Source organism: Enterobacter cloacae complex sp. P6RS, assembly GCF_014982245.1.
GTDB classification, from domain to species: Bacteria; Pseudomonadota; Gammaproteobacteria; order Enterobacterales; family Enterobacteriaceae; genus Enterobacter; species Enterobacter bugandensis.
The window spans coordinates 69648-83447 of the sequence record NZ_JADCLB010000015.1 but is presented as its reverse complement, the minus strand read 5'-3'; the positions used below and the strand labels follow the sequence as shown (position 1 = coordinate 83447).

Below are 13800 nucleotides of genomic sequence, written 5' to 3'. Positions count from 1 at the left end.
GTGTTAAATGTGACCTGGTTTGCAAGCTGGAAAATGAATGGATTGTTAACGAATAGTTAGCTGGAAAAAAGCGCTGGCTTCTGCATGCAAAGCCTGTTTTTATGCGGTGCTTAACACTTTTCAAAGGTGCAACCCATATAAATGTGAGCGAGTGCAACCTATAGGAAAGACGTATAAAACCAGGGATGAAATTCATGTAAATGCAGTGTTAAATCGTTTGTCAGTGGGAAGCGTATACGGCAGGATAGCGCGCCCAACGGAAACACATACACACATCACTACGTTCCGGTGATGACATAACAAGGCAACCCGGACGGTTGTCGCTCGACATTTTGGAGAATTTGAATGGCTATTAGCACACCGATGCTGGTGACATTTCTCGTTTATATTTTTGGCATGATCCTGATAGGGTTTTTGGCATGGCGTTCCACTAAAAACTTTGACGACTACATCCTTGGCGGGCGCAGCTTAGGCCCAATGGTCACCGCGCTCTCTGCGGGCGCATCCGACATGAGCGGCTGGCTGCTGATGGGGCTGCCGGGCGCGATTTTCATCTCCGGTATCTCGGAAAGCTGGATCGCCATCGGTCTGACCGTGGGCGCATGGATCAACTGGAAGCTGGTGGCGGGCCGTCTGCGCGTGCATACCGAGGCCAACAACAACGCCCTGACGCTGCCGGACTACTTCACCGGACGCTTTGAGGATAACAGCCGCGTGCTGCGCATTATCTCCGCGGTGGTGATCCTGCTGTTCTTCACCATCTACTGTGCCTCCGGCATCGTGGCCGGTGCGCGTCTGTTCGAAAGTACCTTCGGCATGAGCTACGAAACCGCCCTGTGGGCCGGTGCGGCGGCAACCATCCTCTATACCTTCGTGGGCGGCTTCCTGGCCGTCAGCTGGACCGACACCGTGCAGGCGAGCCTGATGATCTTCGCCCTGATCCTGACCCCGGTGATTGTGATTTTCACCGTTGGCGGCTTTGGCGATTCACTGGAAGTGATCAAGCAGAAGAGCATCGAAAACGTCGATATGCTGAAAGGGCTGAACTTTGTCGCCATCGTCTCCCTGATGGGCTGGGGGCTGGGCTACTTCGGTCAGCCGCACATTCTGGCGCGCTTTATGGCGGCGGATTCTCACCACACCATCGTTCACGCGCGTCGCATCAGCATGACGTGGATGATCCTGTGTCTGGCGGGGGCGTGTGCGGTCGGCTTCTTCGGTATCGCCTACTTCAGCAATAACCCGGCGCAGGCGGGCGCGGTGAACCAGAACGCCGAGCGCGTGTTCATCGAGCTGGCGCAGATTCTGTTTAACCCGTGGATTGCCGGTATCCTGCTCTCCGCGATCCTGGCGGCGGTGATGTCCACCCTGAGCTGCCAGCTGCTGGTCTGCTCCAGCGCAATCACCGAAGACCTCTATAAGGCCTTCCTGCGCAAGGGCGCGAGCCAGAAAGAGCTGGTGTGGGTAGGGCGCTTTATGGTGCTGCTGGTGGCGCTGATTGCCATTGCGCTCGCGGCCAACCCGGAAAACCGCGTGCTGGGCCTCGTGAGCTACGCGTGGGCGGGCTTCGGTGCCGCGTTTGGTCCGGTGGTGCTGTTCTCCGTCATGTGGTCACGCATGACCCGCAACGGCGCGCTGGCGGGGATGATCATCGGTGCGGTGACCGTCATCGTCTGGAAGCAGTTTGCGTGGCTGGGCCTGTACGAAATCATTCCGGGCTTCATCTTCGGCAGCATCGGTATTGTGGTGTTCAGCCTGCTGGGTAAAGCGCCGTCTGCCTCTATGCAGAAGCGCTTTGCGGAAGCGGATGCGCACTACCACACTGCGCCGCCGACTAAGCTTCAGGCAGAATAATTTTCCCACGTAACACCGTAGGCCGGGTAAGCGCAAGCGCACCCGGCTTTTTTCTTGCCAAAATCCGTATTTTCCTGTGATATCCATGTGCTTATAACAATGAGGATAGCGATACATGACCATCAAAACAGGGGTAATGGCAGCGGCATTATTGATGCTGGCGGGCTGCAACGCGCCATCGCAACATGCGGCGGTAGAGACCTGCAAAGCGGATAACCAGATGCAGCAAACCACGCTCTATTTCGGCTTAAACCGTCCTGCCGGGTCGCAGATTACCGGCAGCGAGTGGCAGCAGTTTGTTGACCAGGACGTGACGCCGCGTTTTCGCGATGGCTTAACGGTGTTTGATGCGCGCGGGCAGTGGCTGGGGAACGACGGGAAAGTGGCGCGTGAACCCAGCAAAGCGTTAATGCTGATCCACGGTAAAGACGCGCAGAGCGAGAAGAACATCGAAGCGTTGCGCGGGATCTATAAGTCTCGTTTCGCGCAGGAGTCGGTGATGCGGGTCGACCAGCCGGTGTGCGTACAGTTTTAACAACAACGGCGGGATAACCCGCCGTTGTTGTTTTGTAGCAAAGCAATTTACAGCACTAATCCCGCAAAGCTCGCCGACAGCAGGCTCACCAGCGTCGCACCGTATACCAGGCGCAGACCAAACCGCGACACCACGTTGCCCTGCTGCTCGTTCAGCCCTTTGATCGCCCCGGCGACGATGCCGATGGAGGCGAAGTTGGCAAACGACACCAGGAAGACGGACAAAATACCCAGCCCGCGCGGTGACATTTCATGAGCAATTTTTTGCAGCTCAATCATCGCTACAAATTCATTCGCCACCAGCTTGGTTGCCATAATGCTGCCCGCGTTTAACGCATCGCTCAGCGGAATCCCGATAAGCCACGCCAGCGGATAAAACACATAGCCCAGGATCTGCTGGAAGCTCATGCCGAATACGCTGGAGAAGAGGGCGTTAACGGCGCTGATGAGGGCGATAAAGCCAATCAGCATCGCCAGAATAATCATCGCCACCTTAAAACCGGCCAGAATATACTCGCCCAGCATTTCAAAGAAGCTCTGGGATTCGTGCAGTTTTTCCAGCTTGATATCCGGCTCGGCTTCCGGACGCACCGGGTTAATGACCGAGAGAATAATAAAGGTACTGAACATGTTCAGGATCAGCGCGGCAACGACAAATTTGGCGTCGAGCATGGTCATATAGGCACCGACAATCGACAGGGAGACCGTCGACATGGCCGTGGCCGCCATGGTGAACAGACGACGCGAGGAGAGATCCCCCAGCACGCCTTTATAGGCAATGAAGTTTTCCGACTGGCCGAGGATCAGCGAGCTCACCGCGTTGAACGATTCCAGCTTGCCCATGCCGTTCAGCTTTGACAGCAGCGTTCCGATGATTCGAATAAAAATCGGCAGGATCCGCCAGTGCTGGAGAATACCAATCAGTGCGGAAATAAAAATAATCGGACACAGCACGCCGAGGAAAATAAACGCCAGCCCTTTTTCACCCATTCCGCCAAAGACGAAATTCGTCCCTTCCGAGGCAAATTTAAGCAGTGACTCAAAGAAGCCGGAAACGTATTTAATCAGGAATAGCCCGCTTTCGGCGTGCAGGAAAAAGAACGCCAGGGCAATTTCAATAACAATCAGCTGTAAAACATAACGAATGCGAATTTTTCGGCGGTCGAAACTCACCAGCCAGGCAAGCGCAAGAATAATGACCAGCGCCAGCAGGAAATGGACAATCTTAAACATGGGATATTTTCGGTTGGTTTTTGAGGCGGATATTTAGCCACAGCACTGGTTAACCGTAAATGGGCATTTTTATTATAACTTATAAACTTAACGGTAACGGAGGCAACTATTAACAGGCTTTGCGTTTACAACTCGTCATCAAATCACCACATATTTCGCTTGTGTTTCCTTTCGCCGTAATGATAATCACTATCACAAGAATTTACCTTTCTTTGCATCAGTTGACCGCGATAAACATTTAAGGTGTCGGCATGTTTGTTCCATTTCTCATTATGTTACGTGAAGGCCTTGAAGCGGCCCTGATTGTCAGCCTTATCGCCAGCTATCTGAAGCGCACCCAGCGTGGACGCTGGATTGGCGTGATGTGGGTTGGCGTCTTCCTTGCCGCGGCGCTCTGCCTGGGCTTAGGTATCCTCATCAATGAAACCACCGGCGAATTCCCGCAGAAAGAGCAGGAGCTGTTTGAAGGTATCGTCGCCGTGATTGCGGTGTTCATCCTGACGTGGATGGTCTTCTGGATGCGCAAAGTTTCCCGCAACGTGAAGGTGCAGCTGGAGCAGGCGGTGGATAATGCCCTGCAGAAGGGGAATCACCACGGCTGGGCGCTGATTATGATGGTCTTTTTCGCCGTGGCGCGCGAGGGTCTGGAATCGGTTTTCTTCCTGCTGGCGGCATTCCAGCAGGACGTGGGCATCTGGCCGCCGCTGGGCGCCATGCTCGGTCTGGCAACGGCGGTGGTGCTGGGCTTTCTGCTCTACTGGGGCGGCATTCGCCTCAACCTGGGCGCCTTCTTTAAGTGGACCAGCCTGTTCATTCTGCTGGTGGCCGCGGGGCTGGCGGCAGGGGCGATCCGCGCCTTCCACGAGGCGGGCCTGTGGAACCACTTCCAGGACGTGGCGTTCGATCTCAGCAACGTTCTCTCCACCCATTCACTGACCGGCACCCTGCTCGAAGGCATCTTCGGCTACCAGGAAACGCCGAGCGTCAGCGAAGTGGCGATGTACTTTATCTATCTGGTTCCGGCGCTGGTGCTGTTCGCGATGCCGCCGCGTACCGGTTCGCAGGCGTCGCGCGTTGCGCCGTAATTATTGTTTTAGTTACAACATACTTTTTAAGGGAAGAGTCATGGCAATTCAGTTTCGTCGTAGTGCGTTGTGCGCAGGCATTGCCGCGCTGTTCGCTTCTGCATTCGCTGCGCAGGCTGCGGATATTCCGCAGGTAAAAGTCACCGTTAACGATAAGCAGTGTGAGCCGATGACCATCACGGTTAACAGCGGTAAAACCCAGTTTATCATTCAGAACCACAGCCAGAAGGCGCTGGAGTGGGAGATCCTCAAAGGCGTGATGGTGGTGGAAGAGCGCGAGAACATCGCGCCGGGCTTCAGCCAGAAGATGACCGCCAACCTGCAGCCGGGTGAATACGACATGACCTGCGGCCTGCTGACCAACCCTAAAGGCAAGCTGATCGTCAAAGGTGCAGCGACGGCGGACGCGGCCAAAGGCACGGCCCTGCTGAGCCTGGGCGACGCCATCACCGCCTATAAAGCCTACGTCACCAAAGAGACGGCGGACCTGGTCACGGGTACCAAAGCCTTCACCGACGCCGTGAAAGCGGGCGATATCGAAAAAGCGAAATCCCTGTACGCGCCAACCCGTCAGCACTACGAGCGCATCGAGCCGATTGCCGAGCTATTCTCTGACCTCGACGGCAGCATTGATGCCCGCGAAGATGACTACGAGCAGAAGGCCGCCGATCCGAAATTCACCGGCTTCCACCGTCTGGAAAAAGCCCTGTTTGGCGATAACTCCACCAAAGGAATGGAGAAATACGCCGGGCAGCTGAACACCGACGTGCTGGAGCTGCAAAAGCGCATCAGCGAGCTGGCCTTCCCGCCGTCGAAGGTGGTGGGCGGCGCGGCCGGTCTGATTGAAGAAGTGGCCGCGAGCAAAATCAGCGGTGAAGAAGATCGCTACAGCCACACCGACCTGTGGGACTTCCAGGCCAACGTCGACGGCGCGCAGAAGATTGTCGAGCTGCTGCGTCCTCAGCTGCAGAAAGAGAACGGCGAACTGCTGGCAAAAGTGGATGCCAACTTCAAAAAGGTCGATACCATCCTGGCGAAGTACCGTACCAAAGACGGGTTCGAAACCTACGACAAGCTAACCGACGCCGACCGTAACGCGCTGAAAGGCCCGATTACGACGCTGGCGGAAGATCTCTCCCTGCTGCGCGGCGTACTGGGTCTGGACTAAGCACGATGAACAAGCATGACGAGTACGACGTCGCTGAACCTTCACGGCGTCGGTTGTTAAAAGGGGTAGGGGCGCTGGGCGGCGCGTTTGCCCTGGCGGGAGGTTGCCCGGTGGCGCATGCGGCGAAACCGCAGAGTGCGCCCGGTACGCTCTCGCCGGATGCCCGCATGGAGACCCAGCCGTTTTATGGCGCGCACCAGGCGGGTATTCTCACGCCGCAGCAGGCTTCCATGATGCTGGTGGCCTTTGATTCGCTGGCCAGCGATAAGGCGGATCTGGAGCGTCTGTTCCGCCTGCTGACGGCGCGCATCGCGTTTCTTACCGCGGGCGGGCCGGCACCGGATACGCCGAACCCGCGCCTGCCGCCGATGGATTCCGGTATCCTCGGGGCGTTTATCGCGCCGGATAACCTGACCATTACCGTGTCGGTAGGGGAATCGCTGTTTGACGGCCGCTACGGCCTGGCAAAACAGAAGCCGAACGCGCTGCAGAAGATGACGCGCTTCCCGAATGACTCCCTCGACGCGGCGCTGTGCCACGGCGATCTGCTCCTGCAGATTTGTGCCAATACCCAGGACACGGTGATCCACGCCCTGCGCGATATCATCAAGCACACGCCGGATCTGCTGAGCGTGCGCTGGAAGCGGGAAGGGTTTATCTCTGACCACGCCGCCCGCAGCAAAGGCAAAGAGACGCCGGTTAACCTGCTGGGCTTTAAGGACGGCACGGCCAACCCGGACAGCAGCGATGCGGCGCTGATGAAAGACGTGGTGTGGGTGACGGCAGATCAGGGGGAACCCGCATGGGCGGTGGGCGGCAGCTACCAGGCTGTGCGCATTATTCAGTTCCACGTGGAGTTCTGGGACCGCACGCCGTTGAAAGAGCAGCAGACGATTTTTGGCCGCGACAAGCAGAGCGGGGCGCCGCTGGGCATGAAGAACGAGCATGATGTGCCGGACTACGCGAACGACCCGGATGGCGACGTTATCGCGCTCGACAGCCATATTCGCCTTGCCAACCCCCGCACCAAAGAGACGCAGTCCAGCCTGATGATGCGCCGTGGCTACAGCTATTCGCTGGGCGTGACCAATTCCGGCCAGCTTGATATGGGGCTGCTGTTCGTCTGCTATCAGCACGATCTGGAGAAAGGCTTCCTGACCGTGCAGAAGCGGTTAAACGGCGAAGCGCTGGAAGAGTACATTAAGCCCATCGGCGGCGGCTATTTCTTTGCCCTGCCCGGCGCGCGCGATGCTGGCGCGTATCTCGCACAAGGTCTGATGGAAGCCTGATAATCGTCCCTGCGATAGTTCGCGGGGACATTATTTTTTCATATGACTATCTTATTGTTATATTTCTGTAATATTCATATATAAGACTGATTCCGCTGCAGGAACAGTCCTAAAAGTTGCATTCAGGTAAAATAAATGTTGCATTTATGATAACTCCTGATGTACTTAAGATAAGACAGCGGTAGTTCCCGGCAGTGATGCTGAATCACTATGGAGATCGCGAATGGTTGCGTCCTGTACTGGACAAGGTAAACATAACAACCGCAGCACCCGGCGCGGAGGCTCAGACTCCGGCAGCGATTTCCTCACCACTAAATTCTCCCCCACACCTCAAGAATCTGATTCGACCGACGTGCAGACCGGTGCGCGTAGCCGTTCTGTATCGTCATCTGATAAAGCAAGCAATGGCTTACAAGGAAGCCAACCCTCTGATGTTCGTGCGCATAATCGTGCCGAAGCTGGCGCGTGTGATGAATACCAACAACTCAAGGTGCTATCCATGGGAAGACAAAAAGCAGTGATCAAAGCTCGTCGCGAAGCAAAACGTGTGCTGAGACGGGACTCACGTAGCCATAAACAGCGTGAAGAAGAATCGGTCACCTCGCTTGTGCAGATGAGTGGCGTAGAAGCAATTGGCATGGCCAGAGACAGCCGTGATAATTCTCCAATTGTGGCGCGCAATGAGGCTCAGGCGCACTACCTGAATGCTATCGAGAGTAAACAGCTCATCTTTGCAACCGGTGAAGCCGGATGCGGGAAAACCTGGATCAGTGCAGCCAAAGCAGCGGAAGCGCTGATCCATAAGGACGTGGAGCGCATTATTGTTACCCGTCCTGTACTGCAAGCTGATGAAGATCTCGGCTTCCTGCCCGGCGATATTTCGGAGAAGTTTGCTCCGTACTTCAGGCCCGTCTATGACGTGCTGGTGAAGCGACTGGGTGCATCCTTTATGCAGTACTGCCTGCGACCAGAGATTGGCAAGGTGGAAATCGCGCCGTTCGCCTATATGCGCGGACGTACATTTGAAAATGCGGTCGTTATTCTCGACGAGGCTCAGAACGTGACCGCTGCGCAAATGAAGATGTTTTTAACGCGCCTCGGGGAGAACGTGACGGTTATCGTTAACGGCGATATTACCCAGTGTGACCTGCCGTCGGGCGTGAAGTCCGGCCTCAGCGACGCCATGTCACGTTTTGAGGAAGATGAGATGATTGGGGTGGTACGCTTCACCAAAGAGGACTGCGTGCGCTCGGCGCTCTGTCAGCGCACGCTGCAAGCGTATTACTGAGTTTGCTGTTGTGTTCAAGGCCCGGGAAACCGGGCTTTGTTTTATGTGCAATTTATTCCCTCGCCCCTGGGGAGAGGGTTAGGGTGAGGGTCTCAGGCCGCACCGAGCTGAATATAGCACCGGGGGGGATTGACTCGCTTCGCTCGCCCTGCGGGCAGCCTGTTCGCTTTGCTCACAGTCTGTCCAACTGGCTGCGCCAGTTGTCGAACCCCGGTCGGGGGTTCTCATCCCCCCACAGGCGTGCAATATGCGAAAAAAAAAGCCCGCATTTTCATGCGAGCTCTTCTTCAAATATGGCGGTGAGGGGGGGATTCGAACCCCCGATACGTTGCCGTATACACACTTTCCAGGCGTGCTCCTTCAGCCACTCGGACACCTCACCATATTGTTTTGCTGCCTGACCGCTTGGGGGGCAACGGGGCGCTACTATAGGGAGTTGCGCGAAAGCGGTCAAGCAGATTTTCTGCATTCGTGCTTGTTCGGTTAAGCCTTAATCAGCTTATGTCGTACAGCGCAGGATTAACGCTGCGAATCGAGCACTTCGCTGTTTTTCACCACCTCCTGCGCTTTGCCGTAGCTTTCGATCAGCAGCTGGTAGGCCGGGAAGATGTGGGTGTATACCTCAGCCCATTCAGCCGCATCTTCACGGTTCCAGGTTCGCTGGATCTCAGAGGCCACAGCGGCGGTATCCATCGGCACCACGCCTGCCTGGACCACGCGGGCCAGGGTGATCTCCTGCGCCATTTTGCTGTAGGTGCCGGAGGCATCAATCACCGCAAACACTTTATATCCGTCCGCCACCGCGCTGATGGACGGGAAGGCCATGCAGACGCTGGTGATCGTGCCTGCAATAATTAACGTCTTGCGACCGGTAGCTTTTACCGCCGCCACGAATTCCGGGTTATCCCAGGCGTTGATCTCACCTTTGCGGGCCACATACTGCGCATGCGGCGCGTTGGCGTGGATCTCCGGGATAAGCGGGCCGTTCGGTCCCTGTGGAACGGAGGCGGTGGTGATCACCGGGATCTTCGCCAGCGTGGCGATCTTTGCCAGCGCCGCCGCACGGGCGCGCAGCTCCGGCATGGGCATGTCGCCGACGGTCTGGAACAGCCCGCTCTGGTGGTCGATAAGCAGCATGACGGCATCATTTACGTCAATGACGGGACGTGCACCGTTGAAGTTTGCAGGGGTAGACATATCGCGCTCCTTAATTACGTTCAGATCTGGCCAAAGCGGCCGGAGTTGAAATCACGAATGGCTTCCGCGATCTCGGTTTTACTGTTCATCACAAACGGGCCGTAGCCCACAATCGGTTCATTCAGCGGCTCACCGGCCATCAGCAGCAATTTCGCGTCGCTGTTCGCTTCCAGATGCAGCTTTTCACCGCTCTGACTTAGCACAACCAGCTGCGCTTCACCCGCTGGCGTGGTGCCGTTCACCGTTACGCTGCCCTCAAGTACCACCAGCGCCGTGCTCCAGCCTTCGGGCTGGTTGAGCGTCAGATGGCTGCCCTGGTTAAGCGCGATGTCCCAGACGTTCAGCGGTGAGAAGGTATGGGCCGGGCCCGTCACGTCCTCAAGGCGACCGGCGATGACCCGCAGCGTGCCGCTGTTATCCGGCAGCGTGACCACCGGGATATCCGCTTTGGTGATGCTCTGGTAGCCGGGCGTCGCCATTTTGTCTTTGGCGGGCAGGTTGACCCACAGCTGCATCATTTTTAGTTCACCGCCTTTCTGCGCGAAGGCGCTGGAGTGGAACTCCTCGTGCAGGATGCCTGCGCCCGCCGTCATCCACTGCACGTCGCCGGGGCCAATAATGCCGCCTCTGCCGGTGGAGTCGCGATGCTCCACTTCGCCGGCGTAAACGATGGTCACCGTTTCAAAGCCGCGATGAGGATGCTCGCCCACGCCGCGTTTCGCGCCGTCCGCCGGGAAGGTGTACGGTCCGGCATAGTCCAGCAGCAGAAACGGGCTCAGCGGCTCGCCGTGCGTCTGGTAAGAAAACATTGAACGAACCGGGAAACCGTCACCGACCCAGTGCGGACGAGGTGCGGTATAAACGCCTGTTACGTTTTTCATGATGTACTCCTGATGTTCTGTTGATGTAATTAGCTTATATTCAGGGTTAATATCCCGGTAGATAGTGAAAATGACATTCACTGTTCTGAATATGGAACGATGAGGGCGTATGCAGGATCTCAATGATTTCGCGTGGTTTGTGAAGGTGGTGGACCATGGTGGATTTGCGGCGGCGGGTCGGGCGCTCGATCAGCCCAAGTCAAAACTGAGCCGCCGGATTGCCCAGCTGGAAGAGCGCCTTGGCGTGCGGTTGATCCAGCGCACCACCCGGCAGTTTACGGTGACGGAAGTGGGGCAGACGTTCTATCAGCACTGTAAAGCCATGCTGGTAGAGGCCGAAGCTGCGGAAGAGGCGGTGGCGGCGTTGCAGGCCGAGCCACGCGGCGTGGTCAGGATCACCTGTCCGGTCACCTTGCTGCACGTGCACGTGGGGCCCATGCTGGCGCGGTTTATGGCGCGCTATCCGGGGATCAATCTTCAGCTTGAGGCCACCAACCGACGGGTCGATCTGGTGGGCGAGGGCATTGACGTGGCGATCCGCGTTCGTCCACGTCCGTTTGATGACAGCGACCTGGTGTTAAGAGTGCTGGCAGACAGGGGACACTGCCTGGTGGCGAGCCCTGCGCTGATTGAGCGGATGGGTCACCCTGCCGTGCCCTCTGAGCTGAGCGAGTGGCCGGGTTTGAGCATGGGGGTGGGAAAGCAGCTGCACAGATGGGAGCTGAGCGGGCCGGAGGGAGCGAAAGCCGCGATTCATTACACGCCGCGCTTTATTACCACCGACATGCTGGCGCTGCGTGAAGCGGCGATGGCGGGGGTGGGCGTGGTGCAGCTGCCGATTTTGATGGTCAAGGATCAGCTGGCATCCGGGGAACTGGTAAGGGTGCTGGACGCATGGGAACCCCGACGGGAAGTGATTCACGCTGTTTATCCTTCCAGGCGAGGTTTGCTGCCGTCCGTCAGAACACTGGTGGATTTTCTTACTGAAGAGTATGCGCGGATGGTGGAGGAGTAACGATCCCCTCGCCGCTTTGGGCAGTTTCCTCGCAGGTTCGTCATCTGTCCAACTGGCTGCGCCAGTTGTCGAACCCCGGTCGGGGGTTCTCATCCCCCCTTACGAGAATATAAAAGAAAAAAGCCCGTACTTTCGTACGAGCTCTCATCTTGAATATGGCGGTGAGGGGGGGATTCGAACCCCCGATACGTTGCCGTATACACACTTTCCAGGCGTGCTCCTTCAGCCACTCGGACACCTCACCATATTGTCATCCCGTTGTTGCTGGGACGGGCGCTAATGTAAGGAAAAGCCGAACTGCCGTCAACCCACTTTTTCAGTAATTTAGCGCGTTTAGACAAACTTCAGGCAACATGATTCTTAAATGTGCTGAAAGCGTCTTTTTTATCAACAACACGGTCGCGCAAGAAATTTGCTATGCTGACCATCCAGTTAAAAAGCAAAATAAATCAGCGCAATAAAAGGCAGGATTGACTATGGATATACTCTTCTATCACCCCACTTTTGATACGGCTTACTGGATTAAGGCACTTTCTGCGGCACTGCCGGGCGCTCGCGTTCGTGAGTGGAAGCGGGGCGATAACGAACATGCTGACTACGCGCTGGTCTGGCATCCGCCGGTAGAAATGCTCCAGGGCCGTAAGCTAAAGGCCGTGTTCGCGCTCGGGGCCGGCGTGGATTCCATTCTGAGCAAGCTGAAAGCACACCCTGAAATGCTGCCGGAAGATATTCCTCTGTTCCGCCTGGAAGATACCGGTATGGGCCAGCAAATGCAGGAGTATGCCGTCAGCCAGGTGCTGCACTGGTTCCGCCGCTTTGATGACTATCAGGCGCTTAAGCAGCAATCCCGCTGGGAGCCGCTGCCTGAATATCCGCGCGAAGCGTTTACCGTTGGTATCCTCGGCGCGGGCGTGCTGGGTTCGAAAGTGGCTGAAGCGCTCGCGCCGTGGGGCTTCCCGCTGCGCTGCTGGAGCCGCAGCCGTAAAGACTATCCGGGCGTTGAGAGCTTTGCCGGAACGGATGAGCTTCCGGCCTTCCTGAACGGCACGCGTGTGCTAATTAACCTGCTGCCCAATACGGCGGAAACGGTGGGGATTATCAATGAAGGCCTGCTCAACCAGCTGGACGACCAGAGCTATCTGATGAACCTGGCGCGCGGCGTGCATCTGGTCGAGCCGGATCTGCTGAAGGCGCTGGATAGCGGGAAGCTTAAAGGCGCCATGCTGGATGTCTACAGCCGTGAGCCGCTGCCGGAGGAAAGCCCGCTGTGGCGACACCCGCGCGTGGCAATGACTCCGCACGTTGCTGCCGTGACGCGACCTGCCGAGGCGGTGGCCTATATCTCGCACACGATCGGTGAAATAGAGAAGGGTAACCCGGTCACCGGACAGGTCGACCGACAGCGCGGCTACTGAGAGAAACCCGGCGTTCGCCGGGTTTTTGCTAATATTCGCCGCTGATAACTGCTATCCTTTGGAAAAAACGCAGAGGAGAGAAAGATGTATCCCGTTGACCTGCATATGCACACCGTCGCCAGCACCCACGCGTATAGCAACCTCCATGATTATATTGCCCAGGCGAAGCTTAAGGGCATCAAGCTGTTCGCGATAACCGATCACGGCCCGGATATGGCGGATGCGCCGCACTACTGGCATTTTGTGAATATGCGTATCTGGCCACGTCTGGTGGACGGCATTGGGATACTGCGCGGCATTGAGGCGAACATCAAAAACACCGACGGTGAAATTGACTGTACCGGCCCGATGCTGACCTCCTTAGATCTGATCCTTGCCGGCTTCCATGAGCCGGTTTTCCCGCCGCAGGATAAAGAGACCAATACCGCGGCGATGATTGCCACTATTGCCAGCGGCAATGTGCACATCATCAGCCATCCAGGCAATCCGAAATACCCGATTGATATTCAGGCCGTGGCGCAGGCCGCGGCGAAACACCGCGTGGCGCTGGAGATTAATAACTCCTCGTTCGTGCACTCGCGTAAAGGCAGTGAAGCCAACTGTCGCGAAGTGGCTGCCGCCGTGCGTGATGCGGGTGGCATGGTGGCGCTGGGCTCTGATTCGCACACGGCCTTCACGCTGGGGGATTTTAGCGAGTGCCTGAAAATATTGCAGGATGTGGATTTCCCGGAAGAGCGCATCCTGAACGTCACGCCGCGTCGTATGCTTGATTTCCTCGAGTCGCGCGGCATGGCGCCGATTGATGAATTTGCCGATCTTTAATTGAATAACGGAATAAAAC

Annotated in this window: 12 protein-coding genes and 2 tRNA genes; 9 read left to right on the top strand and 5 right to left on the bottom strand. The window is 56.8% G+C overall.

Features of this window, described 5'->3' with window-relative positions; all coding sequences use genetic code 11:
- The first annotated feature begins 345 nt into the window (after positions 1-345).
- The gene (putP, locus tag INF73_RS09020) at positions 346-1854 is read left to right on the top strand and encodes a sodium/proline symporter PutP (RefSeq protein WP_193540470.1); all 1509 of its coding nucleotides are present in this window, start codon (positions 346-348) and stop codon (positions 1852-1854) included.
- Between the two features lie 115 nt (positions 1855-1969).
- Positions 1970-2389, top strand: a complete 420-nt coding sequence (locus INF73_RS09015; RefSeq protein ID WP_193540479.1) for a DUF3574 domain-containing protein — start codon at positions 1970-1972, stop codon at positions 2387-2389.
- A 47-nt stretch (positions 2390-2436) separates the two neighbouring features.
- Here INF73_RS09015 and INF73_RS09010 read toward each other — a convergent pair whose 3' ends face one another.
- Entirely contained in the window at positions 2437-3621 is a 1185-nt protein-coding gene (locus INF73_RS09010) for a NupC/NupG family nucleoside CNT transporter (protein WP_047368266.1), read from the bottom strand.
- Between the two features lie 251 nt (positions 3622-3872).
- Here INF73_RS09010 and efeU point away from each other — a divergent pair, with 251 nt between their 5' ends.
- The 4 genes from efeU (at position 3873) to phoH (ending at position 8451) form a co-directional block, all read left to right on the top strand.
- Positions 3873-4706, top strand: a complete 834-nt coding sequence (gene efeU / locus INF73_RS09005) for an iron uptake transporter permease EfeU (RefSeq protein WP_028012665.1) — start codon at positions 3873-3875, stop codon at positions 4704-4706.
- Positions 4707-4746: 40 nt separating this feature from the next.
- Positions 4747-5874 carry an iron uptake system protein EfeO gene (gene efeO, locus INF73_RS09000; protein WP_028012666.1) on the top strand — a complete coding sequence of 376 codons (1128 nt, stop codon included), beginning with the start codon at positions 4747-4749 and terminating at the stop codon, positions 5872-5874.
- A 5-nt stretch (positions 5875-5879) separates the two neighbouring features.
- Entirely contained in the window at positions 5880-7163 is a 1284-nt protein-coding gene (efeB, locus tag INF73_RS08995) for an iron uptake transporter deferrochelatase/peroxidase subunit (protein ID WP_193540481.1), read from the top strand.
- A gap of 499 nt (positions 7164-7662) precedes the next feature.
- A complete protein-coding gene (gene phoH / locus INF73_RS08990) occupies positions 7663-8451 on the top strand; it encodes a phosphate starvation-inducible protein PhoH (protein WP_024908976.1) in 789 nt (262 codons plus the stop codon).
- A 294-nt stretch (positions 8452-8745) separates the two neighbouring features.
- On the opposite strand, the gene INF73_RS08985 is transcribed toward phoH, so the two are convergent.
- From INF73_RS08985 to INF73_RS08975, 3 genes are all read right to left on the bottom strand, one after another.
- Positions 8746-8833: transfer RNA gene (locus INF73_RS08985), tRNA-Ser, on the bottom strand.
- A 137-nt stretch (positions 8834-8970) separates the two neighbouring features.
- Positions 8971-9648 (bottom strand): isochorismatase family protein, encoded by a 678-nt coding sequence (locus INF73_RS08980; RefSeq protein ID WP_025755865.1) that lies wholly within the window; start codon positions 9646-9648, stop codon positions 8971-8973.
- Positions 9649-9668: 20 nt separating this feature from the next.
- Positions 9669-10529 (bottom strand): pirin family protein, encoded by an 861-nt coding sequence (locus tag INF73_RS08975; RefSeq protein WP_048999532.1) that lies wholly within the window; start codon positions 10527-10529, stop codon positions 9669-9671.
- Positions 10530-10638: 109 nt separating this feature from the next.
- On the opposite strand from INF73_RS08975, the gene INF73_RS08970 reads away from it, so the two are divergent.
- Positions 10639-11544, top strand: coding sequence for a LysR family transcriptional regulator (locus INF73_RS08970; RefSeq protein ID WP_028012669.1), 906 nt, complete (start codon positions 10639-10641; stop codon positions 11542-11544).
- A gap of 156 nt (positions 11545-11700) precedes the next feature.
- Here the strand turns inward: INF73_RS08970 and INF73_RS08965 are convergent.
- Positions 11701-11788 (bottom strand) — tRNA-Ser (locus INF73_RS08965).
- Positions 11789-12020: 232 nt separating this feature from the next.
- On the opposite strand from INF73_RS08965, the gene ghrA reads away from it, so the two are divergent.
- Together ghrA and INF73_RS08955 are read left to right on the top strand one after the other, a co-directional pair.
- Positions 12021-12959: a glyoxylate/hydroxypyruvate reductase GhrA gene (gene ghrA / locus INF73_RS08960; protein WP_028012670.1), complete on the top strand. Its 939-nt coding sequence runs from the start codon at positions 12021-12023 to the stop codon at positions 12957-12959.
- A gap of 84 nt (positions 12960-13043) precedes the next feature.
- Positions 13044-13781 carry a phosphatase gene (locus INF73_RS08955; RefSeq protein WP_028012671.1) on the top strand — a complete coding sequence of 246 codons (738 nt, stop codon included), beginning with the start codon at positions 13044-13046 and terminating at the stop codon, positions 13779-13781.
- Positions 13782-13800: the final 19 nt, after the last annotated feature.

What these genes read in the sequence shown, in the direction of transcription:
- INF73_RS09015 (WP_193540479.1), top strand. Translation starts at nt 1,970, where the DNA reads ATGACCATCAAAACAGGGGTAATGGCAGCGGCATTATTGATGCTGGCG.
- INF73_RS08955 (WP_028012671.1), top strand. Translation starts at nt 13,044, where the DNA reads ATGTATCCCGTTGACCTGCATATGCACACCGTCGCCAGCACCCACGCG.
- efeO (WP_028012666.1), top strand. Translation starts at nt 4,747, where the DNA reads ATGGCAATTCAGTTTCGTCGTAGTGCGTTGTGCGCAGGCATTGCCGCG.
- INF73_RS08970 (WP_028012669.1), top strand. Translation starts at nt 10,639, where the DNA reads ATGCAGGATCTCAATGATTTCGCGTGGTTTGTGAAGGTGGTGGACCAT.
- efeB (WP_193540481.1), top strand. Translation starts at nt 5,880, where the DNA reads ATGAACAAGCATGACGAGTACGACGTCGCTGAACCTTCACGGCGTCGG.
- ghrA (WP_028012670.1), top strand. Translation starts at nt 12,021, where the DNA reads ATGGATATACTCTTCTATCACCCCACTTTTGATACGGCTTACTGGATT.
- INF73_RS09010 (WP_047368266.1), bottom strand. Translation starts at nt 3,621, where the DNA reads ATGTTTAAGATTGTCCATTTCCTGCTGGCGCTGGTCATTATTCTTGCG.
- INF73_RS08980 (WP_025755865.1), bottom strand. Translation starts at nt 9,648, where the DNA reads ATGTCTACCCCTGCAAACTTCAACGGTGCACGTCCCGTCATTGACGTA.
- phoH (WP_024908976.1), top strand. Translation starts at nt 7,663, where the DNA reads ATGGGAAGACAAAAAGCAGTGATCAAAGCTCGTCGCGAAGCAAAACGT.
- efeU (WP_028012665.1), top strand. Translation starts at nt 3,873, where the DNA reads ATGTTTGTTCCATTTCTCATTATGTTACGTGAAGGCCTTGAAGCGGCC.
- INF73_RS08975 (WP_048999532.1), bottom strand. Translation starts at nt 10,529, where the DNA reads ATGAAAAACGTAACAGGCGTTTATACCGCACCTCGTCCGCACTGGGTC.
- putP (WP_193540470.1), top strand. Translation starts at nt 346, where the DNA reads ATGGCTATTAGCACACCGATGCTGGTGACATTTCTCGTTTATATTTTT.